Below are 23038 nucleotides of genomic sequence, written 5' to 3'. Positions count from 1 at the left end.
CGGGGAGGGCCGGGAAGTCGGGGACATCAGCGCTTCGCTTCCTGGTCGACAAGGTGGAAGGTGAGGAGGGGATGGGCGCGCAGCGCCTCCAGGCCGCGCCGGGCATGCGTCTTGACCGTGCCGACGGAGCAGTTCAGCGCCGCGGCGATCTCCTGTTCGCTCATGTCCTCCCAGTAGCGCAGCACCATGACGGCACGCTGGCGGGCGGACAGGACCGAAAGGGCCTCGACGAGGACGGTGCTCTGCTCGACGGCCTCGGCGTGCCCGCCGTGCGTCCGGTGCACCGACTCGGGCAGAAACGGCATGAGCAAGTGGGCTATGCGTTTCTTGCGCACCCGGCTGATGTTGTTGTTGACCAGAGCCCGGCGTATGTAGACGTCGACCTCGTGGCGCGGGATCTTCCGCCATCGCGCGTACATCTTGGCCAGCGTGGTCTGAACGAGGTCCTCGGCCTCGTGGAAGTCGCCGGTGAGCATGTGAGCCGTACGCACCAAGCGGGGCCAGGCCACGGTGGCGAACTCGGCGAAGTCGGCGTGGCTCTCGTGCGTCACGACAACGGATTCCTTGGGGTCGGAGGCGGGGGAGACAACAAGTACGGGGCCGGCGGGCGGACATGGGCGTGGGCCGGGCAGGACCGGCCCACGCCCATGGGTCACCTCCTGGGAGCCGCCAGGGCTGTCAGGGCGGCTACGGGCGGGCGGGGGTCAGGGAGGCGATTTCCTTCCCGTGCCTGTTGTAGAGGGTGACGCTGTTGATGGTGAGGTCCTCGTGGAGGGGGAGGTCGGCGTACCAGACGCCCCAGCCGGGCGTACCGGCGAGCCGCACTACGGAAGCGGTGACCTCGCCGTCGCTCGTGTCGACGACGACCCGGACCGAGCTGTGCTCGGCCACGTAGACGCCGGACAGGAAGTAGCGGTCTCCCACGGGTTCCGCCATCAGGCCGATGCTGCGGCTGCTCAGGTCGATGTTGCCGTCGACCACGCTCCGGAACTGGTGGTCCATCTCCGGTGTCGACCAGTGCTTGCCCTCCTCCGTCAGCCACAGCTCGACGCCCGCACCGGCCCGGACACGCTCACCCGGTGCCACCACCCGCACCGACCCGGCCGCGTCCGGAGCCGGCTCGCCGCTCTGGCGGTGGGCCTGCGCCGCGGCCGGCGCCTGCGCCGGCGTGACGGCCTGCGCCGCGCCCGGCACTCCTGCCAGCGCGACCGCGACCACAACGGCGGTCACACACTTGTTCGTTACCGTCATCCGTGTCATGGATACAGGACTCCTTGCGGATCATTCCGATCGGACAGGGTGGAGGGCGCCTCTCCACCCCTTGTAACGCCGTCCGTTCCGCATTCCGATGACACGGTCCGCCGCTCGATCCAGGACGGCGTCTCAGCCTGTACCGGAATCCTCGGCCGTGCCGTCGCGGGTGAGCTCTGCGAGGTGGGCGTCCAGCGGCTGAAGTCGCCCCGGCAGGGACTGGCGAAGGTCCCACCACCGGATGGCCGCGATCTCGTCGTCGGGCTGGAAGAGCCGTGCGGCGCCGGAGGACCGGCCGGTGAACAGGGCGCCGTATTCGGCACGTCGGTCGGGCGCCAGAGCGAAGCCCGCGAAGCCGACGAAACGGAGCCGCCCCTCGGGGACGTGGCCGGTCTCCTCCAGCAACTCGCGCGCGGCCGCGCGGCGAGGGGTCTCACCGGGGTCGATCTGTCCGCCCGGCAATTCCCAGGTCTGCCGGGACCGGTCGAGGACCATCAGGACGCGGTCGCCGTGCCACAGGGCCACCAGCGCCAGGGGCAAGGGCGCGTCACCGGGCGGCTTGTCCTCCGCTGCCCGGACGAAGGAGATCAAGGCGTTGCCGCGGTCGTCGACGGCGAGCGGCAGGGAGCGAGAGGCGGCCATTCCGACATGGTGCCCGCGCTGCTCCGGTGACGGCGCGATTTGTGCCTTTTCGTCCTCGAACGGTGTCTCGAGCGCGTTCGCTCGGGCGGGCGTCCGCCGGATGCCGGGGGAGGCCTCCGTCTGATCGTCCGGTGCCGGCGGTGGGCGCCGCGCCGCAGTGGTGATCGGACACGCGGTGCTCGTGGGAGCGGCTGTTCCCGTCATGTCCGTGGTCGGGTGCAACGGCCTTCCGGTCCGTTCCCGGCCGGCCGTACTCGTTCGTCGGAGGGCTGGGGCCGAGCGCCGCGGTCGTCCCACGCCGGTGTGCTGCGACCGCTGCCGCGGAATCGTGCCGCTCGGGCGGCAGCTGACTGCTCCATACGGCGGAATTTGTCCCTCCGGCGGCGCCGTCCGGCGAGGCCGCGCTGCCGCGGCCGGGTCACCGTGGTGCGGCAGAGGACGGCGCTAAGAATGGAAGTGCGGATGTCGAACTCGGGTCGAACCTTGAGCCGGCGCGGTCTGCTCATAGCCGGTGGGGTCATGGCGTCCACAGCCGGTACCACTCAGAAGTCCCGCGCTCTCACCGGGGGAGGGGGCAGTGCGAGCGGCACCGAGGGAGGTGACGACGCCTGGCGGGCGAAAATCGATGTGCACCACCATTTCACCGCGCCGGAATGGGTGGAGTGGGCGGAGCGCGAAGGGGTGGTGCGACAGGAGGAGCTGCAGTGGTGGTCGCGCTGGGACGCGGACTCCACGCTCGCTCTCATGGACCGGGCGGGGATCGCGACCGCCGTTCTCAATCCCACCATGCAGGACCGGTATCGCTCCGCGGCGCAGGCCAGGGAGGGGCTGTCCGTCGTCTTCGAGGCGCTGAGCGACTTGATGCACGAACACCCGGGCCGTTTCGCCTTCCTCTGCCCTGCCCTCCTGGATCACCCCGAGGTCACCACGTGGGCGTTCCGACGCGCCTTCGACGAACTCGGTGCCGTCGGAGTGAGCGTGAAGGCGAGCTACAACGGTGTGTACCTGGGTGATCCCTCGTACGACCGCTTCCTCGCCGAAGTCGACGAACGTTCCGGTGTTCTCTTCACCCACCCACTCGATCTTCCGGGGAAACCACCGGGGGTGCCCACCGTTCCCGGGATCCCGAACTTCATGTGCGACTTCCTGCTGGACACCACGCGTGCCGCTGTGAACCTGATCCGCGCAGGAACACTCGACCGGTACCCCCGTCTGTCCGTCGTCCTGCCGCACGCCGGCGGATTCCTTCCCCAGATCGCCACCCGTCTCGAGGCCTTCGGCGGCTTCTGCACCCCGCCCCTCGACGCGGCCCGCGTGCGCGACGGTCTCCGCCGTTTCCACTACGACACGGCGGGCCCGCTCGCTCCGGCGTGCACCCTGGTGGAGACGGCCGGTGCCGACCGGATCCTCTTCGGCACGGACTGGCCGGCCGCCTCCGCCGAGATCGTCACCGGCTTCACGGTGCCGGCCGTCGAGGCCGACCACGCGTTCACCGAGCACCAGCGTCGCGGCATCTACCGCGACAACGCACGGCGGCTCATGCCCGCGCTGAAGCGCGCCGACCACACCGGCCGCCGGGGCGTGAACGGCTGAAGTGCGTGGGGCGAACGGGGGACGGAGCCGGTTCGCTCCGGACGTCGGGACCGTCCGACGCCTCCGCGACGGTTCCGCAGTGCGTCCGACTCCTCTTGACGCCTGAGAGCCGTCCCGGGCCGGTTCAGCCGGTGTCCGGCCGCTGCTCCGCGGCGGCGTCGTAGACGGCGCGGGCCTCGGCGACGGCGGACCGGTGGCGTTCGGCCCGGCCCACCAGTCCGGTCAGTGAGGCGTGGAGTTCTCGGGCCGTGGGCGTGAGGTCGTACTCGACCTCGGGCGGCACGGTCGGATGGACGGTGCGGATGAGCAGCCCGTCCCGCTCCAGTCGGCGCAGGTCGAGGGTGAGCATGCGCCGGCTGATGCTTTTGACGGCGCGTTCGAGTTCGGTGAAGCGGACCGGGCCCTGGGCGGCGGCGATCAGGATCCCGATGTTCCACTTGCCCGCCACGCGGTCGAGCACCTCGGTGACCGGGCAGGCTTCGTCCCTCACCGCTTCCGCAACACGGGTGTGACTGCGTGACATGAACGTGCCTCCTTCCCGGCGGTGGGCCCCCGGGTGGTGGCCCTGGCCTCGGGGGCGTTCGCCGAGCGCGTCGCGATCGGTGCGGGTGCGCTCGCCGAGGTGCCCGAGGGCCTGGACCTGGCGAAGGCGGTCGCCCTGCCGGTCGCCGGAGTGGCCGCACTGCGCTCGCTGCGGGCCGCCGGGCTCGGGCCGCGCAAATGGACCTGCTCGCTCCCGGGGGGCGACGTGCAGAGCGTCGGCTGGGACTTCCGGGGAGCCGGCGGTCTCCCCCCCGTACGCGACCGTGGGCCCGACCAGGTCGCTGACGTCCTTCGTCATCGAGGGCGATGCGGGGCCGGACCTGGCCGTTCTCACCGAACCGACCGCTGAGGGGGCCCTCACCGTCGAGATCGGCTGGCAGGGATCCTGGAACCGCTTCGACGAGGCCGTTGAGGCCCTCCACGGGCGCCGTGTCTCCGGAAAAGCGGTCCTGCAGGTCACGTGGTGAGCGGCATGAACCGGCACCGCCTCCACGGGGCCGGCACGTCGGGGGCGCTCAGGTGCGGAGCCGTATGGCCAGGGTCGCGGGGGCGGCTGCGCCGAGGAAGACGTGGCCAGGAACGGCCACTGCCCCCGGCCCCGCGGTCAGTGACCGTTCGTCGTCGACCCCGGGGAGGCACCGGGGCGGTGTCCCACCCCGTGGAAGGAGCGATGTGCTCCGGGTCACATGCTTCCGGCGCGCCGCAGGATCGCGCGTACGTCCTCCTCGAACCGTAGGCGTCGGACGGGCGAGCGCCGGTACCCGACCGGGAACGAGAACGTGGATCGGGCCCCCGCGCGGTGTCCGACGTCGACCATCACCGCCGTGTCCAGCCCGGGCAGCCGTCCGGCCAGGAGCGGGAGGACCCAGCCCCACGTGCGCGAGTCGATCGCGTCCCCGTAGACCACGGCGGCGCACCGGTTCGTCGCCGGCTCTTCCCGCAGGGCGCCGGCGAAGGAGCGGGCGGACCGCGGGCCGTCCCCGTCGATGTGCTTGCTCAGTTCGCCGGAGTCCCTCCGCACCACGACGTCGTCGTCGCCGTCACGGAGTGTGATCCACTGCGGCCGGACGCCCCTGCGGCGGGTCCATGCCCTGGGGGCGACCCGCACGACGGTCTCGAGGACGCGGATGCAGTCCGCGCGCACGTGAGCCGGAAGGGAACCGAGTTCGGCCGGGATCGCCTCGCCCCGCACTGCCATGAACGCCCCGGACATGGTGTGGTCCCGACCGGCCGTAGGCCGATGCGGCCCGGCTCCGGCGGCGCACCGTGAGGAACACCTCGGGCGTTCCGCGCGCGGTCGCGCGAAGCCGGGGAGCCGTAGGCCCGGTGGACATCATTCCACGCCACTGCCGGGCGCCGGTCCCGCGGACAGTTCGGCCGGGACGGTCAGGGACGCGGGCGGCGACCGGACGCGGCGCCCGCGGCGGGCCCGAGGGCGTCCAGCGCGTCGGTCGCGGCCTGCCGCAGCCGGGGTGACGCGTCCGAGGTCAGGACGGTCAGCCGGGCGCTCACCCGTGCGGTGTCGGGCAGGGGTCCGGTACTGGTCTCCGCCCACCGTGTGAGGCCGAGGGCGGCGTGGTAGCGGACGGCTTCGTACGGGTCGTCCAGGCCTCGTACGAAGCGTCGCAGGTCGCCGGTCGTCCCGTCGGGGTCCAGCAGGGACAGTGCGGCGGCCCGGACTTCCCCGTGGGACGCCCGGTCGGCGAGGCGGCGCACGGCGGGCAGGGCCTGTGCGAGCCCGGCGAGCGCGTTGCGCGTGCGCCATACGTCGTGTCCGTCCGCCAGGTGCGCGGCCAGGGCCCAGGCCACCGCGTGCCGCTCCCACGGCCGCAGCCCGTCGTCGATGAGCGTGCCCAGGCCGTCGAGCGCACCGCCGCGCAGGTCGGCGTCCGCGTCGTCGAGGAGCGGAAGCAGCCACCACACGGCGTCCCACGCTCCCGACTCACCGATGGCCACGGCGGCGGCCGCCCGGGTGAGGCCGGGCAGCGCCCGGTCGTCCAGCGCCGTCCGCAGTTCCTCGGCGGCGGCCTCGGTGCGGATGCCGCCGAGGGCGCGCGCGGCGCGCGGCCCGGCCACGGGATCGCCCAGCCACCGCACCGCAGGACCAAGTGCCCGGGGGTCGTTCCACCTGCCGAGTGCGACGAGCAGCCATGCCGCCGTCTCCGGGTCGCGCTCGCCGTCGAGGGCCACGGCCAGCGCGTCGGCCGCGGGGCCGGGGCCGGTGGCGAGCAGCCGTCGCACCACCGCGGTCCGCACCTGCGCGGAGGGATCGCGCAGCCCTGCGAGCAGCGAGTCGAGCAGCCGCTCGGTGCAGCGGGCCGGCAGCATCTCCAGGGCCCGGGCCCGGGCGGCTCCCGTTCCCTCACGGGCGGTGCGCACCACCTCCGCCCGGACGGCGGGGACGTCCCGCAACCGGTACACCAGGCTGTGGGCACGCCCCCACACGGCGGAGTCCGCGTCACCGAGCGACTCCACCAGCGCCACGGGGTCGCCGGGTGTGCCCAGGGCGGTCAGGGCGGTCAGGGCATTGATCCGGAGGTGCCGGTCCGGGTCGCGCAGCAGCCGCGCGTACGCCTCCGTCGCCGGCCGGTCGTCCAACCCGAGCCGCAGCGCGGCGAGCGAGGCCCCGCGCCGTACCTCCGGCTGCGGATCGCCCATCAGCCGCACCAGCACCCCGGGGCCGGCCTGCCGCTCTCCGAGCCGGCCCAGGCCGTGCGCGGCGGCCGCCCGCACCCGGGGGTCCGGATCGCCGGCGGCCCCGACGAGGGCGGCGGCGTGTTCGGGGCGGCCGGTTCTTCCCAGTCCTTTGGCCGCGGCGGTGCGGCGGTCCGGGTCCTGGCTCCCCAACTCCCGCAGGAAATGGGCGATCTGATGTTCGGCAGACATGACACCCCGGTAAGTCGGACTCCCGAACCGTCCGGAGGTTGTACGGCGGAACTCCCTTCCCGGCCCGCACACCCTGCCGGCCAGGCCCGCCTGTGCGTCCGTCGGCTGAACCGTGGAACGAGGGAGCGCCCCGGGGCGGCGCCGGTGCGTGGCGGCCCGTACGCGGGTGGCGGCGTGACCGTCACGGTCACGCCGCCACCGAGCGGCCTCCCGGTCGAGAGGCGGGGGGCCGGCGAACGGACGGAGTCCTACCCGAGGGTGATCGCGTAGACCTGCACCCGCGGATCGTTCCGCAGGCCGACGGAGCGCACCGTCTTCGACGCGTCGAGGTCCGCGGAGGAACCGAACAGACGTACCGGCGGGCCGTCCACGCCCTGCCCGCGCTTGATCCGGTGCGGCATCTCCAGTGCGACGGAGCCGCCCTGCGGTGCCGCCCCCGCCCAGTCGCCCACGGTGACCGGCACCTCGGCGGTGGTTCCGTCGGTGTAGCGGACGGTGAGCACGGTCGTCACCGGGCCGTGGTGGGCCGCCGCGACCAGGCGCAGCTTGCTGTACGACCCGGCCGGGAGCAGCATCGCCTGACCGCGGGCCTCGACGAAGTTCGGGGCCGTCCCGGACGGATCGGGGGCGTCGTAGGTCACGCCGTCCCAGACGACCGGACCGGCCGCGGGCAGCAGGTCACCGTCGTAGCTCCATCCCCCTCCGTCGAAGTCGCCCTCGCCGGAGGCGGCGACGGTCGCGGTACCGTCGTGGTTCACCTCCTTGCCGAGGTCCACGGCACACTGCCCCTCGGCGTCCGCCGCGCAGCGGGCGGCGGCGCGCACCTCGATGGTCGCGGTCCGTTCCACGCTCTTCACGCCGTTCGCGGCCGCCGTGATCCGCACGGTGTACGAACCCGGCGCGGTTCCGGCCGGCACGCTCACGTCCACCGCCGCGGTCCGCTGGACCGGAAGCCGGTGGGAGGCGAGCGAGAAGGGCTCGGGGGTCTTCACGGTCCAGCCACTGGGAGCCTTCGCGCCGACGCCCACCCGGAGCGTGCCGGGGGACTGGCCCAGCACGTCCAGCTCCAGACGGACGTTCTGTGCGCTGTCGGCCGTCGGCAGGACGTCGGAGCCGGTGCGCAGTGACGCGTCGAGGTGCCGGCGGGAATCGGCCGACGCGCGGTTCACGGACGGCGGCTCCGCGCCCTTGCCCGTGCCCCATGCCGACGGCTTGTCGGCCATCTCGAAGGCGAGTTTCCCGCCCTTGGCGACCGCGTCCCAGTCCAGCCAGGTGGCACGCAGCTTCTTCCCGCCGAACTCGGCCCGCTTCACATAGCGTCGGGCGTCGCTCGTACCCGGTGCCCTGACCGTCAGAGTGCCGCCCTGCTCGTTCCCGTAGGCGCCGATGCGAATGACCGCCGACGGGAACTGCGGGCTGGAGACGGCGAGGAAGTCGCCACCGTTCGTCGTCGGGTACAGGCCCAGGGAGGAGAAGACGTACCAGGCCGACATGGTGCCCAGGTCGTCGTTGCCGGTCATGCCGTCGGGCCCGTCCGTGAAGAGCGTCATCGCGGCGCGGACCACGGTGGCGGTCTTGGCGGGCGCGCCGGCCCACAAGTACATGTAGGGGGAGTGCAGATCGGGCTCGTTGTTCGGGTTGTAGGTCGGCTTCCCGTAGTAGTCGTACGGTGCCGAGATCCAGTCCTCGCGAGCGGTTCTGGCGGGGTCCGCGAGGAGCTTGTCGTAGGCGAAGAAGGCGTCGAGCCGCTTCTCGGTCTCCCGCTTGCCGCCCATCAGCGACACGAGCCCGGCCGGGTCCTGGGGCACCAGCCACTGGTACTGGTAGGCGCCGCCCTCATGGAACTGGTGGCCCGCTTCGACGGGGTCGTAGGGCGTCAGCCAGGTGCCGTCGGTCGTGCGCGGCCGGAACTGCTTGATGGAGGAGTCCCACAGGTTCCGGTACCACTGGCCGCGCGCCGCGAACATCCGGGCGTCCGCGGTGTGCCCCAGTCCCTTGGCCATGAGGGCCAGCGAGGCGTCCGCCGCCGCGTACTCCAGGGTCGCCGAAGCGGGATGACGGCAGTCGTTGTCGCCGCCCTTGTCCGGACAGTCCTTCCCCGGCTCCAGCCCGCTGGGTATGTAGCCGCGCTCCTGGTAGGCGGCGACCCCCGCACGGCCGTTGTAGGGGGAGTCGTCCGGCGGCGTACTCAGGGCGTTCTTCCTGAGGAGCGCGTACGCCTCCTCCTCGTGGCCCGCGAGCAGGCCCTTGGACCACGCCTCGACGAGGAACGGAGTCACCGGGTCGCCGGTCATGATGTTGGTCTCGCTGTTGGCGAGGGACCAGCGCGGCAGCCAGCCGCCGTCCCGTCCGATCGCGACGACGGACAGCGCGACATCGCGGGCGACCTTCGGCTCCAGCATCTGGAGCAGTTGGTTCTGCGGCCGGTGGGTGTCCCACAGCGACAGGTTCTGGTAGGGCGTGAACCCGGACACGGTACGGGTCTTCCCGTCGAAGCCCGCGTACCGCCCGTCGACGTCGCCGGCGAGGTTCGGGTGCAGTTGCGCGTGGTAGAGGGCCGTGTAGAACGCGCGCTGCCGCTCGGCCGACCCACCGTCGATCTTCACGGCGGCGAGCTGCCGCTCCCAGGTCGCCTGCAGCGCCGCGCGGGTGGCGTCGAAGTCGTACGAGTCGTCCGTCTCCGCCTTCAGGTTCTTCCGGGCACCCTCGACGCCCGTGTAGGAGAGCCCCACCTTGACGACGACGTCACGGTCGGTGCCGGCGTCGAAGGTCACCCAGGCACCGTTCCCGCCCTCGCCGGCCGCGTCCCGCTCACCGGGGGTGGGGGTGCTACCGCGCCAGGTGCCGTGCGAGGCGAACGGCCTGTCGAAGGTCGCCGTGAAGTAGACGGTGTGCCGGTCCTTGCCCGCGCAGAAGTTGCCCGCCTCGACACGGCCCTCGACCGTCCGGTCGCCGACGACGTGGACCTCCGAGTTGTACACCCTCTGGTTGGCCTTGCCCGTGTTGAACAGGACGTTGGCACGGTCGGTGGCGGGGAAGGTGTAGCGCTGCCATCCCGTGCGGGGTGTGGCGGTCAGCTCGGCGTCGATGTCGTACGTCTTCAACCCGACGCGGTAGTAGCCGGGTTCGGCGTCCTCGTCGTCGTGCGAGTAGGCCGAGCGGTAGGCGTCGGGGTCGACGTTGTCGACGGCTCCGGTCGTCGGCATGAGCGGCAGCTCGCCCATGACGGAGCAGCCGACGCCGGAGAGGTGGGTCTGGCTGAACCCGTGGATCTTGTCCTGCTGGTAGTCGTAGCCCCCCTGGCCGCCGGTGTCCGGACTGACCTGGACCATGCCGAAGGGGGCACTCGCGCCGGGGAAGGTGTTGCCGAAGTTCTGTGTGCCGATGAACGGGTTGACCAGGGAGGTGAGACGGTCAGCGGCCGCGGGGGCCTGGGCGACGGCCGGTGCCGGGCCCAGGGCGCCGCCGGCGACGAGCAGGGCGGCGAGGACTGCCGATGCGCGGTGACGCAACCGGCGGAGGGGTCTGTGCATGGAAGTGGTCTCCTGTTCCTCACCCGTCATGTGCTGCGCGACATGAGAGGTGATCTCCGAGCGGCGGACGGAGTGGGCACGATGGAGCGCCGGTCCGGGAGGGCCCGGCGCTCGTGCGTCTGCTTGGGTTCACGCACGAGAAGGCGGCAGTGTGCGGGTCATCGCGGTGAGTCTCCCTTTGCGGCGCGATCAGCGGCACTCGGCTGGACGGAAGCGGACTAGATCACGCATTTGACATCGTTGTCAAGACTTTTGGCGCCGGCCATCACCTTGATGCGAAGCACCACGTGGGCGTTGTCGGCCTGGCCGGCGTGCCCAGGGGCTGAGACGACCCCGCGGGTGGCGGGCCGTCGGGAGGGGACGTCGTGGCGCCGTCGTACAAGGGGGTACCGGTCCCCGGGCGAGCCGCCCACGAGCCCCGGAAGCCGAAGCCCTCGCCAACAGGGCCGAGAACTCCCCGGAGTGCCGCTCCACAGGCGGAGCCCGGTGCTTCCTGCCGGTGCTCCACCCGGTTCTCCTCCCCACGCGACCGTCGCGTGGCGGCTCAGTGGCGGAACGCGTCGACCGGCTCGATGCGCGCCGCGCGGAGCGCCGGATAGGCGCCCGCGACGAGACCGGTCGCCAGCCCGATCACGGGAGCCAGGACGGCGACGGTCAACGGCAGCACCGGCGTCCACCGCTGGACGACGGCGACCGCCACCACCGCGACGACGCCGGCCGCGGCGCCGACCAGGCCGCCGACACCGCCGATCAGCGCGCTCTCGGTGAGGAACTGCGCCACCACGTGCCGCCGGCGCGCGCCCAGTGCCCGGCGCAGCCCGATCTCCCCGGTGCGCTCCAGGACGGCGATGAGCGTGGTGTTGGCGATACCGACCGTCCCGATGGCCAGGCTGACCCCCGACAGGAGGAGGAACAGACCGTCCAGGTCGGTGCTCACGTCGTTCCTCAGGGTGCGCGGATCGGGCGGCGCCACGGCCTGCAGTACGTCCGGCCGGTCCGGCCGCAGGGCGAGCGGGAGCTGTGCGGCGACGTCGGCGGCGGCCCCCAGCTCCGTGTCGACGATCATCCGGGCGGGCTGGTCCCGTTTGCCGGGCGGCCCCCACATCCGGTGCGCGGTGCCGCGCGGCACGACCACGGAGGACAGCACCTCCGCCTTGCGCTCGACGTCGCCGACGATGCCGATGACGGTGAACGGCGTCCCGCCGATGAAGATCACCGGCCGCCGGTCGAGCCGGCTGACGCCCAGGCGCCGCGCGGCGCCGGAGCCGAGGACGGCCACCGGTTCGGCCCGGTCGTCCAGGACGGAGTCGAAGAGTCGCCCGCCGTGCAGGGTGGCGCGCAGCGCGGGAAGCGTTCCGGCGGAGGCGGCGATGACGGGCAGCCGCTGCGCGGACGCGCCGGGCAGCGGCACGCCGGTGATGTCCCCGACCCGCGCGGAGGCGAGGGCGTAGTACGTCCCGGCGCTGCGCACCCCCTCGATCCGGGCGGCCCTGGCGTCGGCGTCCGCCGGGAACGGCGAGCCGTCCGGGCTCCCGGCCGCGTCCTGGGCACCGGCTGACGGACGCACCGTCACCTCGGTCGCGGTGAGCGCGGTGAACCGCCCCGAGATCTGCCCGGAGGCACTCGCGGTCATGCCCAGGACGGCCACCACGGTGCCGACGCCGAGCACGACGCCGACCATCGTGAGCATCGTGCGGACGGGCCGCTGCAACACCCCCGCCAGTGCCTCGCCGAGCAGGTCCCGGACGGACAGGTGCGCCGTGGGGCCGGCCGCGGCGGCACGGCCGGGGGAGGGGGAGGGGGATCGTGTCATGTGGCCGGCATCCTCGTGGTGCGGTCCTCGGTGAGGACTCCGTCTCTCATCCGGACGACCCGGCCCGCGCCGGCGGCCACCGAGGCGTCGTGCGTGATCACCACGACGGTGACCCCCTCCCCGTGCAGTTCGGCGATGAGGTCGAGCACGGTGCGGGCGGTGGCGGAGTCCAGGTTGCCCGTGGGCTCGTCGCACAGCAGGAGCGACGGCCGCACGGCCAGGGCGCGGGCGATGGCCACGCGCTGGCGTTCTCCGCCGGAGAGGGTGGTGGGCTCGGCGTGCAGCCGGTGACCCATGCCGACCCGCTCCAGGGCCCGCGCCGCCAGCGCGGCGCGACGGCGGCGCGGAACGCCTCCGTACATCAGGCCCAGCATGACGTTCTCGGCCGCGGTGCGGTACGGCAGGAGGTGGAAGGCCTGGAAGACGAACCCGACGCGGCGGGCGCGCAGTTCGGTGCGCTCGGCGTCGGACAGCCCGGTCGTGTCGATCCCGTCGAGCCGGTACCGGCCCGAGGTGGGCCGGTCCAGCAGGCCGATGACGTTGAGCAGCGAGGACTTGCCGGAACCGGACGCGCCGACGACGGCGACGTACTCCCCGCCGCGCACCGTGAGGTCGCAGGAGCGGACCGCGGTGACCGGCGGCTCCACCGGATAGACGAGTTCCAGTTCCGCGAGGTCGACGACGGGCGGCGCGGGGGAGGTCATGAGCCCTCACCCCGCGACGCGCCCCGGCCGCCGGCGGACGTCAGCGACTCGTCCTCCGGCCGGGAGATCACCACCCGCTCGCCGTCCCGCAGCGATCCGCCGCGCTCCGGAGTCACGGCGACCATCCCGTCGGCCGACATCCCCGCCCGCACCGCGACGGTCCGCTCCTCGCCGGAGGGCAGCGACCGTACGACGTTGGTGGTGCCGTCCGGCGCGGCGAACAGGGCCGAGACCGGCACCACGAGCACCTCGCCGGAGCTGGCCGCGGTCTCGATCGTCAGCCGCACGTTCGTCCCCGCCAGCCGGGCGTCCAGCGCACCCTTCGGCCGCACGGTCAGTGGATGGCTCGACGCCCCCGTCTCCGGGTCCTGGACGAGCGCGCCCACGGAAGCGACCGTCCCCTCGGCGGACACCCCCGTGGTCTCCGAGAGGATGCGCACCGGCTGGCCCTCGTGCACCAGGTCGCGCTGCCCGGGGTTGAGGCCCCCGGTGATCTCCAGACGGCCCGACGACAGGGTCACCAGCGGCGCCTTGACCGGAGCCCCGACCGTCGCGCGGGTGGCGGCCACCCGCGCGGGGAACGCCGGCAGGAACACGAACTCGGCGGCGGGGAGCATCGGGCCGCTCCTGGCGCGCAGCGCGGCGAGGTCCCTCCGGGCCCGTTCCAGTCGCTCGACGGCGCGCTCGACGCCCTGCCCCTGCCGGTCACCGCTCTCCCGGGCGGCGGCCAGCGCGTCCTCGGCCTCGGCGACCCGGTCCTGGGCACCGGTCAGGGCCTGCTGGTCACCGGCGGTGGGCACGTCGTACCCGAGGGCCTCGTACAGGGAGCGCAGGGCGTTCTTGGTGCCCGTGCCGAACCGGCCGTCGAACGCGCCCGGGTCGTGCCCGAGTCGCTTCAACGCGGTCTGCAACTGGGCCACGTCGTCGCCCTCGGCGCCCGGCCTGAGGTCGCGGTAGGCCGGCTTGGCGCCCGGCAGGGCGAACAGCGGGCGGCCCGAGACCTCCAGGATCACCTTGCCCGGGCGGATCTCCTGCCCCGCCCCGGCCCGGACGGCGGTGACCACGGCCTGCGCCTCCTCGGTCGAGGGCGTGACGTCGACCGTGCGCGAGGCGGTGACGTCGCCGCGCAGCAGGACGGTGGACCGCAGCACACGCCGCTCGACGGCCGTGGTCAGGGTGCTGGGCCCGGGGCCCGCCGCGTCCGCGGCCACCTGCTGGGGCGAGCGGATCGCGGAACCCGCGACGAAGCCGCCGGCCAGCAGGGCCGCCGCGGCGACCGTGCCGCCCGTCAGGGTGCGGCGCCTGCCGCGCAGCGTGTTCTTCGGCACGCTCATCACTCCTTTCGACAACCGGCGTCACTCGCCGAGGAGTTCGGCGACCCGCCGCATGACGGCCTCCTTGCTCCGGGCGTACTCCGCCAGTTCCTGGCTCTTGTCGTCCACGACGCCTTCCTGGTAGGCGCGTTCGACCGCGGCCAGGGTCTCGGCGAGGCGGGTCTGCCGTCCGCACCGCACCTCCGCGACCGCCACCGCCTTCTCCTCCGCCGAGGCGGTCGCGGTCTCCCAGCGGGGGTCCGCCCAGGCGTCCCGGGGACTGCCGTAGTCGAATCCCGCCCGCCCCATGCAGGCGCTCCACTCGGCCCGCACCCGGACCACCCGCGGGTCCTCGTCGATCTCCCCCTGGAGGTTGACGGCGAGGCCGTTGGGATAGTTCTCGTCCCAGCGCGGATCGCTGTGCTCGCGCAGGGCGCGGCGCGCCTCCTCCACGCACCCGCCGGCGGGCACCTTCCGCCCGGCGACGGTGCCGGAGCCCCGGCCGGTGAGCACGGTGCGCAGCTGCGGCGACATACGGGATCCGGTCCCGTCCTCGTCCGCCGTCGCGGCGCCGTCCGCGGACCCGCCGGCGGCCGCGGCCGTGGACCCGTCGGCGTCCGCCGGCGCCGGATGGTAGCCGTGCCGGCGCGCGGCGGCCTCGTCGTAGTGGACGTAGGCGTCGGCGCCGTAGCGGAAGGTGTCCGGCACGTCCAGGTTCACCGGCGGCGGTTCCCAGTCCAGGCCGAAGCGCCGCGCGCAGTCGGCGCGCAGCCGCTGTTCGGCCGCGAGCATCAGCTGCGACTGGCGCTCCGTCAGGATGTACTCGTTGAGCGGCTGCCGGATGTCGGCGGGGTCGTGCAGTTCGGTCACGGTGACGGGCGGGAGCCCGTCGCGCGACGGCTCGTCCGCGCCTTGCGCGGAGCAGCCGAGCACGGTCAGCAGAGGGAGCAGACCGCACAGCGTCGCCCACGACGCGGCGGTCCTTCGTGTCGATCGCCCTGTGTCGCCCATCGGCCTGGTCCTCCTTCGGTGGGGGCGCCGGACGTGCGGCGGGCGCCCGGGCCGCGGCGCGCGCGGTGCCCGGGGGCCCACCGCACCCCGCTCAGTTGCTGAAGTGGGCCCGGGCGTTGTTGCAGATGTACCAGGGCAGAACACCCCAGTCGGTGCTGCCCGTGTGGTTGTTGCAGGTACGCACGCCGAAGCCGTACGTGACGCTGTAACCCGAGGGGCGGGCACCGCCGACGGACGGGTTGTAGTAGATCGTGCGGGTCCGGTCCAGCGCGTTCACGAACAGGGACCCGTTGTTGTTGCCGATGACCTCGCCCGAGCCGGTGCCGCTGCCGGCGTACCGGTGGCCGTTGAGGTCCCAGACGTTGCCACGGAAGTAGCTGATGGCCCCTCCGTCCTTGTTCCAGTTCCCGCTCCAGCCGTAGCACATCACCTCGTCACTGGGACATCCCGCGCCGTCCGTCGCGCCGGCACTGCCGGACGACGCGAACACCGTCGCCACCGCCGCCGACGCGACAGCGAGCATCTGCAAAGACCGCCACTTCGCCACTGTTTCTCCTTCGGTCTGGTCGTGCGGACAGGGCAGAAGGTAGGGGCCGGGGCACCGCCGGCGGTCCTGACGCCTGTCAGGAGGGTGCTTCGCCGGCCTACCGGGAGAGCCCTTTCCGGCCACGGGCCGCATGGCGCGATCCGGTCGCGCGCGGCCACCGCACCGATGACTCACGGCGTCAAGCGGAGTCCCGGGTGCGTCCCCGGCAACCGCGCGGGCGACCGGCGGGGTTCGCACTACAATCCACGCGACCGACTTGGGGGAGGACCGGATGGAAACCGTCATCGTCCAGTTACCGGAGGCCACAGCGGTGGTCCCGGGGGAAACGGGCAGACCCGGACTGCTGCACCTCGGTCCCGGGGACGTCATCGAATTCGGCCGCGGCGTACCCGGAAACGGAACCACGGCGGTCAATCTGCCGGATCCCGGGATCTCGCGCCGCGCCGGGCAGCTGGAGGCCGCGGGGGACTACTGGCGGCTGTCCAACTTCAGCCGCAGCATGTCGTACGTCGTGGAGAACCTGGAGGGCGCGGGCGAGTACATCACCGTGGCACCCGGACGCCTCGGCGCGCCGGTGCCGTTCGAGTTCTCCCGGGTGGTGCTGCCGGCCCTGACCGGGAGCGCCGCCTTCAAGGTGTTCGCGCCGCAGCACGCCTACCTCGGGGAGCGGCCGGGCGACGGCGCCGGCGAGCAGACCGTGCACCCCTTCGCCCTGGACCCCACGTCGAAGTACTTCCTCGTCCTCGTCGCCCTGTGCGAGCCACGGCTGCGGGACCCCTCCGACCCGGCACTGCCCGGCGCCGGGGACATCGTGGAGCGGCTGCGCCCGCTGGACTCCTGCCGGAGCCTGACGCGCTCGGCGGTCAACTACCACATCGACTACCTCGCGTTCGCCAAACTGCGCCTGCCGTACGGCGACGAGGCGGCCGGCGACGGCCCGCGCACCGGCGCCAAGCGCGCCCAACTGGCGTTCATGGCACTGAGGTTCGGTCTGGTGCGCGAGGAGCACCTGGCGCTGCTGCCGCCGCGCAGCCGCCGCACCGCGCCGCAGGAGGCCCGCGCATGACGGCACACGAGGCACCCGACGACCTCGAGCCGGAACCGCCCAGGCTGCCGGAGGGGTTCCGCATCGAGGGGGACTGGGAGGTCGGCGCGGTCATCGGCTCCGGGGGATGGGGCACCGTGTACGAGGCCCGCTCGCTCGCCGACGGCACGCCCGTGGCGGTGAAGGTGCTGCCGACCGGAGCCCTCGCGCCCGGCCCGCGCACCGCCTTCGGCGAACTCGTCGCCCGCGAGGTGCGGTTCAGCGCCGGGGCGGACCACCCTCACCTCGTCCGCACCCGCGCCGTGTGCACCCTCGCGGTACCGGACCTGCCGGCCCTGGACGGGGCGACCGCCCTGGTCATGGACCGTGCCGAAGCCAGCGTGAAGGACGTCCTGGACGCCGCGGAGCAGGGCCGGGCGGTCGCCGACGCCGCCCGGATCCTCGGCGGCGTCGCCGCCGGCCTCGCCCACATGCACGGCGCCGGATGGGTGCACGGCGACCTCAAACCGGCCAACGTCCTGCTGGGCGCGGGCGGGCAGGTGTGGCTGGCGGACTTCGGGCTCGCGGTGGAGCTCGACGGGAGCCACGCCCATCTGCCCCCGCTCGGCACCCTGGACCACCTGCCTCCCGAGTGGTGGTCCCAGCGCACCGGAACGCTCGGCTCGGTGGTCCGGCCGACCGCCGACGTCTGGGCGTTCGGCGTCCTCGCGCACCAGGTGCTCACCGGCGGCCTGCACCCCTTCCCGGGTGCCACCGCCCGGGCCCGCTCCCTCGCGGCCCAGTCCTACGCGCGCGGCACCGCGCCGCTGCGGCTCGACGCCGGACTCGACGAGGGCTGGCGCGGCCTGATCGCCGACTGCCTGGCCCCCGACCACGCCTCCCGGCAGCCGCACACCGCGCAGCGGCTCGCCGCCCGGGTCGAGCGGCTGGTCCGGGACGCGCGCCCGCACCGCCGGCGTACGGGACCGGCCCTGGCCGCCCTCCTGGGCCTGACCGCGGTGGCCGTCGCCGGTATGGCGTTGCTCGCGGGAGACGACCGTGCGGGGGACGACCGTGCCGGCGGCGCCCCGGCCCGGGTCACCGGCGCCCGGACCGGGGCGCCCGGCGCCCTGCGGCCGGACGCCGACGTGCCCGACGCCCTCCGGCCGGTCATCGACCGTGCCGCCCACCGCTGCACCGACGAGGAGGTCACACCGGCCCTGCTCGCCGCCATGCTGAAAGCGGAGAGCGACTTCGACGTGAACGCCGCCCGCCCCGCCACCGACGAGTACGGCATCGCCATGTGGACGCCGTCGGTGTTCCGCGCGTGGGCCGTCGACGGGGACGGTGACGGCGACAAGGACCACATGTCGGCGCCGGACGCGATCGCCACCATGAGCCTGTACGTGTGCTGGCTGGACCAGCGCTTCAAGCAGGCGGGGCTGCCGAAGGAGGACCTGCAGGCCCTGGTCGTCGCGGGCTACCGCACCAGCGACCGGACCGTCATCGAGGAACGCGGCGTCCCCGAACGGGTACGGCCGCACGTGGAGGAGGTACTGCGCCACCTCGCCGCGTACGGGCGGTGAGCGTCCCCCGCCCCGCCCACCGCCCGTACCCGTTCCCCGCCGGGGTTACCGCCCGCCGCACTCCGGGACGCCCGGCAGCTTGTTGTCCGGCGAACTGATGTAGATGTTGGAGATGTAGCCACCGTGCTGCGGCAGGTAGGCCCACCATTCGTTGGTGTACGGCGGCACGGTGACGACCTGGCCCCGGACCTGGCAGCCCACCAGCACCTCCACGCCCGCCGGCAGCTGCCGCAGCGGCGGCCTGCCGGTGGACGGGTCCTCGCGCACGTTGACGAACTCGCTCCACGTCCCGAACCACGTCCCGGACGGCCGCACCGCCCCCGGAACGTTCAGCGAGCGGGTCAGCCGGCCGATGTCGGTGTACGCCTTGCCGTACGAGGTGCCGAGCGGGTGCAGCGTGAGCACGGCCACGATGGCCCGGTCACCGGCACCGACCGTGCCGGTGCTGTGCAGCGCGGGCCGGTCCAGGTCCACCGCGGCCGCGCCGGTCCCGGTGCCCTGGTCCGCGGTCACGCCCGCCGCGAGGGACGGTGTGCCGCAGGTGCCGTCGGGGAAGTCGCCCGACCATCCCTGCTTCACCGCCCACGGCCGCTCGAACGCCCCGGTGATGCCGAAGTGCTGGTCGAAGCGGTCCGAGGCACAGCGCGTGCTCTGACGCAGGTTGCCCATGACGAAGTCACGCACGGGGGCGGGCGCCCGGTCCAGGACGTACCGGTAGATCGTCACGGTGTCCCGCGCCGAGAGCGCGGTGTAGCCCCAGAACTCCTCGTACCCGGCGGGCGGCGGCACGGTGTCGTCGAGCCCCAGCCTGGCCACCATGCGGTCGATGATCGCCGAGCGGCCGTAGTTCCTCCAGTAGTGGGTGGCCGCGGCGTCGTCGCTGCTGCGCAGCATCGGCTCCAGCCGCGCCCGGTCGGCTTCGGGGACGGTGTAGTCGGGTCCCCGGTTCCACAGGAAGTCCAGGGCCAGCAGCAGCTTGACGACCGACGCGGACCTGAACTGCGCGCCGGACGCGATCTGTTCGGTGTACGTCCCGGTCTGCCGGTCGAACACCGCGACACCGGCGGTGACACCCGCCGGCACCTGCGCGGCGGACGACACGGTGTCCCCGGCACCGGCACGCCGTTCCTCCCCGGCGGCCGCCGGGGCGACCGCACACCACGCCAGCAGCAGGACGGCCGCGGCCGCCGGTAACAGTCGCCCGACTCCGGGCAGGGTCGTACCTCTCATCGTCACTCCGTCGTCGCAGGTTCCACCGATGATGACACCGCCACGGTAGGCACCCACGGGATCCCGGTGACCCTGACACCTGTCAGGTCACGACGGCGCGGCCGCATGGGGGGCGCTCCCCTCGCGCCGGGCCGGAGGACGAGAGGCCGCCCGGTCCCACGCGGACCGACAGCGGGGTGCGTCGGCTCCGGATCACCGTCGGCGGACCGGCAGGTCACCGCACGGCGTCACGCGCGGCCGGCCCGCGCTCTCCGGCAGCCGCGCGTCCATCATCAACTTCCCCGCGCTCGGTCATACTTGAACCCCCGTTGCCGACGAGAGGACCCCCATGCTCCTGGAAGCGCTCAGCGCGTTGGCCGCCGCCGGGGGCGGCGCACTGGTCCAGGCGATGGCCACGGACGCGTGGCAGGAGTGCCGCGAGCGCACGGCCCGGCTGCTGGGCCGCGGCGATCCGCAGGAGGAGGCCCGGCAGGAAGCCCGCCTGGAACGCGCCCGTGAGGAACTGGCGGCGGCCGGCGACGACACGGAGCAGGTCGCGGCCCGCCAGGCCGGGGCCTGGCGGACGCGGTTCGAGGATCTGCTGGAGGACACCCCGGAGCAGGCGCAGCAGCTGCGGGACCTGGTGGCGTTCGTCCGGGAGCGGTCGCAGGCGGGCGGCGTGGCCGCCGGGCAGGTCACCGTGCACGCGACCGCGTCCGGTCAGGCGCGGCAGGCGGTGCAGGGCCAGGGCGAGCAGCACAACACTTTCCAGGCGCCCCGGTGACGGCAGGGACGGACCGGCCGCCGGCGGACCCACCGGGCGCGACACCGGCCGCCGGGGCCCCCGGCGCCTCCGTGACGGTCGGCATGGACGCGAGCGCGACCGGCCGGGCGCAGCAGGCCGTCATCGGGCAGGGCGTCCAGCACAACCACTTCTACGGCGCCCCCGCCGCCGAACGGCCGGGGATCGAGCTGAACACGCTGGTGCCGCCCCCGTCGGTCCTGGTCGGCCACGCCGGGCTGCTCACGGATCTGGCCGCCGTCTGCGAGGCGGCCCTGACCGAGCGGCGCTCTCCCGCCGTCGCGCTGCTGCACGGCACGGGGGGCGTCGGCAAGTCCGCGCTGGCCCGCGCCCTCGCGGACCGGCTGGCCGGTGCCTTCCCGGACGCCCGGTTCGAGGTGGACCTGTTCGGGTTCACCCCCGGCAGCATGCCGCGCGAGCCGGGCGAGGTCCTGGCGGAACTGCTGCGGCTGGCCGGCTTCGACGGCTCCGACATCCCCACCGGCACGACGGGCAAGGCCCAGCTGTGGCGGGCCTGGCTGGCGGACAGAAAGGTGCTGCTGCTCCTCGACAACGCCCGCGAGGCCGCGCAGGTCGAGCCCCTGTTGCCGGGCCCGGCGAGCGCCGGCCGCTGTCTGGTGCTGGTCACGAGCCGGCACCGGCTCGCGGGGCTGGACGCGGTGGTCCGCGAGGAGGTGTCCCTGCTGCCGCCGGACGAGGCCGTGGAACTGCTGCTGCGGATCGCGGGCCGGTCACCGGCGGACGGGACCGGTGGGTCCGGCGAGCGGGAGGTGCTGCACGAACTCGCCCGGCTGTGCGGCCGGCTGCCGCTGGCCCTGCGTCCCGTCGGCGCCCTGCTGGCCGACATGGACCCGGTCGGCCTGCTCGCGGTCATGCGGTCCGCGACCCGGCCCCTGGAGCAGCTCGACGACGCCGACCGGGAGGCGGCCGCCGCGTTCACGGTCTCGTACGAGGCCCTGAGCGCGGACCTGCAGGCCATGCTGCGCACCTGCGTCTGGCATCCGGGGCCGGACTTCGACGCCGCCTCGATAGCGGCGCTGGCCGGGATGCCCGCGGAACTCGCCACCGTGCGCCTGGTCCGGCTGCTGCAGCGCAGCATGCTGACCTCGCTGCCGCAGCGCCGGTACGTCTTCCACGACCTGTTCGTGGCGTACGCGCGGGGGCTCGTCGCCGCCCAGGACCCCCGTGAGACCGTCGAGCGGGGCCGGCGCAGCCTCTACCGGCACCTGGACGGCGTCACCGGCACAGCGCACGCCCTGCTGTACGGGGCGGCGGTCCCGGCCTCGGGCACCGGCCCGTTCGACAACCCGGACCACGCGCGGATGTGGAGCCACGCCGCCTTCGAGGAGCTGTGCGGTGCGGCCCGGGCCGCGCTGGGCGAGGGATGGGAGACGGGAGGGAGCCTGGCCCGGCGGACCGCACGGCTGCTGTACGTGGACGGCCGTGAGGAGCAGGCGGCCGCGCTGTACACGGACGTCCTGGCGGCCGCCGAGCGGGCCGGGGACAAGGCGGGGCAGGGCCGGGCCCGCACGGCCCTCGCCGACATCGCGCGGGACCGGCGCCGCCACGACGAGGCGGTCGCCGGGTTCGAGGAGGCGGCGCTGCTGCTTCGCCTGGCCGGGGACAAGGTGGGGGAGGCCGACGCGCTGCGGGGGCTGGGGGAGGTCGCCCGGGCGCGCGGCGACTACGCGGCCGCGACGGAACGCTTCGAGGAGGCCCTGCGGTGCGCGCGGGCGGCGGACGACCCGGCGGGGCAGGGCTACGCGCTGATCGGCCTGGCCCATGTCGCGCGCGTCCGCGGGGACCACGGCCGGGCGCGGGAGGGGTTCCGGGAGGCGGTGGAGCTCCAGCGGCAGGCCGACGACGGCATCGGCCTCGCCTACGCGCTGCGCGGCCTCGGCCACGTCGCCCGGGCAGCGGGTGAACTCGGCGAGGCGACCGGGTACTTCCGGGAAGCGGTCACCCTCCACCGGCGGGCCGGGAACCGCTTCGGGCAGGCCTTCGCACTCAACGCCCTCGGCGGCATCGCGTACGAGCAGGGACGGAACGGGGAGGCCGCCGCGTACTTCGGGGACGCTCTCGTCCTGCACCGGGCGGTCAACAACCCCGCCGGGGAGGCGGAGTCCTCGGCCGGTCTGGCCCGGGTCGCCCTGGCCGGGGGCGACCCGGAGCGGGCCGCGGCAGGCATGAGGGACGCTCTGGCCCTGCTCACCAGGATCGGCGACCGCCCCCGCCAGGCCGCGGCGCACGGTGAACTGGCGGCCCTGGAGGCCGGAGCCGGCCGTGTCGCCGAGGCCCGGGAACACTACACGGCCGCCCACCGCCTGCAGACCGCTCTCGGCCTGACCGGCGCGGCGGCCCGGACCGAACAGGCCCTGCGCGAACTGCCCGCCTGACGTCCCGCGCCGCGCCTGCCCGGCAAGGGCGGTGCCGCGGACACCACACGGCTCCCACGACCGGGACGGCGAGGCGCCCCCGCGCAGGACGGCGGGATCCGCACGCGCCCCGCACCGGCGCTCCTCGTCGAAGCGCCGGCGGACCGGCGCGGCCGTGCCGGGCATCGGCCCGGGCGGGCCACGGC

The 23038-nt window shown here is 74.0% G+C and carries 19 protein-coding genes; 6 read left to right on the top strand and 13 right to left on the bottom strand.

The features are described from left to right. Nucleotides 1-26 precede the first annotated feature (26 nt). The 3 genes from KUM38_RS25570 to KUM38_RS25560 all read right to left on the bottom strand — a co-directional run bounded on the left by KUM38_RS25570 (nucleotide 27) and on the right by KUM38_RS25560 (nucleotide 1893). Entirely contained in the window at nucleotides 27-551 is a 525-nt protein-coding gene (locus KUM38_RS25570) for a SigE family RNA polymerase sigma factor (protein ID WP_217132148.1), read from the bottom strand. 136 nt (nucleotides 552-687) lie between these two features. Next, nucleotides 688-1230: a hypothetical protein gene (locus KUM38_RS25565; protein WP_217132140.1), complete on the bottom strand. Its 543-nt coding sequence runs from the start codon at nucleotides 1228-1230 to the stop codon at nucleotides 688-690. Nucleotides 1231-1383: 153 nt separating this feature from the next. After that, the gene (locus KUM38_RS25560) at nucleotides 1384-1893 is read right to left on the bottom strand and encodes an NUDIX hydrolase (protein ID WP_254397722.1); all 510 of its coding nucleotides are present in this window, start codon (nucleotides 1891-1893) and stop codon (nucleotides 1384-1386) included. A 519-nt stretch (nucleotides 1894-2412) separates the two neighbouring features. Between KUM38_RS25560 and KUM38_RS25555 the strand changes: the two genes are divergently transcribed. Then, nucleotides 2413-3486: an amidohydrolase family protein gene (locus tag KUM38_RS25555; RefSeq protein ID WP_217132139.1), complete on the top strand. Its 1074-nt coding sequence runs from the start codon at nucleotides 2413-2415 to the stop codon at nucleotides 3484-3486. Nucleotides 3487-3610: 124 nt separating this feature from the next. On the opposite strand, the gene KUM38_RS25550 is transcribed toward KUM38_RS25555, so the two are convergent. After that, nucleotides 3611-4009, bottom strand: coding sequence for a helix-turn-helix domain-containing protein (locus KUM38_RS25550; RefSeq protein ID WP_217132137.1), 399 nt, complete (start codon nucleotides 4007-4009; stop codon nucleotides 3611-3613). A gap of 283 nt (nucleotides 4010-4292) precedes the next feature. Between KUM38_RS25550 and KUM38_RS25545 the strand changes: the two genes are divergently transcribed. After that, entirely contained in the window at nucleotides 4293-4496 is a 204-nt protein-coding gene (locus KUM38_RS25545) for a hypothetical protein (RefSeq protein ID WP_217132135.1), read from the top strand. 215 nt (nucleotides 4497-4711) lie between these two features. On the opposite strand, the gene KUM38_RS25540 is transcribed toward KUM38_RS25545, so the two are convergent. The 8 genes from KUM38_RS25540 to KUM38_RS25505 all read right to left on the bottom strand — a co-directional run bounded on the left by KUM38_RS25540 (nucleotide 4712) and on the right by KUM38_RS25505 (nucleotide 15836). Further along, complete coding sequence (locus tag KUM38_RS25540; RefSeq protein WP_217132133.1) at nucleotides 4712-5227, bottom strand: hypothetical protein; 516 nt, start codon at nucleotides 5225-5227, stop codon at nucleotides 4712-4714. Nucleotides 5228-5415: 188 nt separating this feature from the next. Further along, a complete protein-coding gene (locus KUM38_RS25535) occupies nucleotides 5416-6915 on the bottom strand; it encodes a HEAT repeat domain-containing protein (RefSeq protein ID WP_217132131.1) in 1500 nt (499 codons plus the stop codon). A gap of 248 nt (nucleotides 6916-7163) precedes the next feature. Continuing rightward, a complete protein-coding gene (locus KUM38_RS25530) occupies nucleotides 7164-10448 on the bottom strand; it encodes a GH92 family glycosyl hydrolase (RefSeq protein ID WP_217132129.1) in 3285 nt (1094 codons plus the stop codon). Between the two features lie 544 nt (nucleotides 10449-10992). Then, complete coding sequence (locus tag KUM38_RS25525) at nucleotides 10993-12261, bottom strand: ABC transporter permease (protein WP_217132127.1); 1269 nt, start codon at nucleotides 12259-12261, stop codon at nucleotides 10993-10995. After that, nucleotides 12258-12965 carry an ABC transporter ATP-binding protein gene (locus tag KUM38_RS25520; RefSeq protein ID WP_217132125.1) on the bottom strand — a complete coding sequence of 236 codons (708 nt, stop codon included), beginning with the start codon at nucleotides 12963-12965 and terminating at the stop codon, nucleotides 12258-12260. Before KUM38_RS25520 ends, KUM38_RS25525 begins: the two co-directional genes overlap by 4 nt. Beyond that, a complete protein-coding gene (locus tag KUM38_RS25515) occupies nucleotides 12962-14293 on the bottom strand; it encodes a peptidoglycan-binding protein (protein ID WP_217132123.1) in 1332 nt (443 codons plus the stop codon). Before KUM38_RS25515 ends, KUM38_RS25520 begins: the two co-directional genes overlap by 4 nt. Nucleotides 14294-14320: 27 nt before the next feature. After that, a complete protein-coding gene (locus KUM38_RS25510) occupies nucleotides 14321-15289 on the bottom strand; it encodes a hypothetical protein (protein ID WP_217132121.1) in 969 nt (322 codons plus the stop codon). 91 nt (nucleotides 15290-15380) lie between these two features. After that, the gene (locus tag KUM38_RS25505) at nucleotides 15381-15836 is read right to left on the bottom strand and encodes a hypothetical protein (RefSeq protein WP_217132118.1); all 456 of its coding nucleotides are present in this window, start codon (nucleotides 15834-15836) and stop codon (nucleotides 15381-15383) included. Between the two features lie 271 nt (nucleotides 15837-16107). On the opposite strand from KUM38_RS25505, the gene KUM38_RS25500 reads away from it, so the two are divergent. Together KUM38_RS25500 and KUM38_RS25495 are read left to right on the top strand one after the other, a co-directional pair. Then, entirely contained in the window at nucleotides 16108-16902 is a 795-nt protein-coding gene (locus tag KUM38_RS25500; RefSeq protein WP_217132117.1) for a serine/threonine protein kinase, read from the top strand. Beyond that, nucleotides 16899-18446, top strand: coding sequence for a serine/threonine-protein kinase (locus KUM38_RS25495; protein ID WP_217132115.1), 1548 nt, complete (start codon nucleotides 16899-16901; stop codon nucleotides 18444-18446). Before KUM38_RS25500 ends, KUM38_RS25495 begins: the two co-directional genes overlap by 4 nt. 45 nt (nucleotides 18447-18491) lie before the next feature. On the opposite strand, the gene KUM38_RS25490 is transcribed toward KUM38_RS25495, so the two are convergent. Further along, entirely contained in the window at nucleotides 18492-19676 is a 1185-nt protein-coding gene (locus KUM38_RS25490) for a hypothetical protein (RefSeq protein WP_217132107.1), read from the bottom strand. Between the two features lie 328 nt (nucleotides 19677-20004). Between KUM38_RS25490 and KUM38_RS25485 the strand changes: the two genes are divergently transcribed. Next, the gene (locus tag KUM38_RS25485) at nucleotides 20005-20439 is read left to right on the top strand and encodes a hypothetical protein (protein ID WP_217132104.1); all 435 of its coding nucleotides are present in this window, start codon (nucleotides 20005-20007) and stop codon (nucleotides 20437-20439) included. Continuing rightward, nucleotides 20436-22853 carry a tetratricopeptide repeat protein gene (locus KUM38_RS25480; RefSeq protein WP_217132103.1) on the top strand — a complete coding sequence of 806 codons (2418 nt, stop codon included), beginning with the start codon at nucleotides 20436-20438 and terminating at the stop codon, nucleotides 22851-22853. The genes KUM38_RS25485 and KUM38_RS25480 overlap by 4 nt, the downstream gene beginning before the upstream one ends. Nucleotides 22854-23038 lie beyond the last annotated feature (185 nt).

The sequence above is a fragment of the Streptomyces sp. AC558_RSS880 genome (assembly GCF_019049255.1).
In the GTDB taxonomy this organism is placed as follows: domain Bacteria; phylum Actinomycetota; class Actinomycetes; order Streptomycetales; family Streptomycetaceae; genus Streptomyces.
The sequence above is the reverse complement of the archived record's forward strand: the minus strand, read 5'-3'. Positions and strand labels throughout refer to the sequence as shown.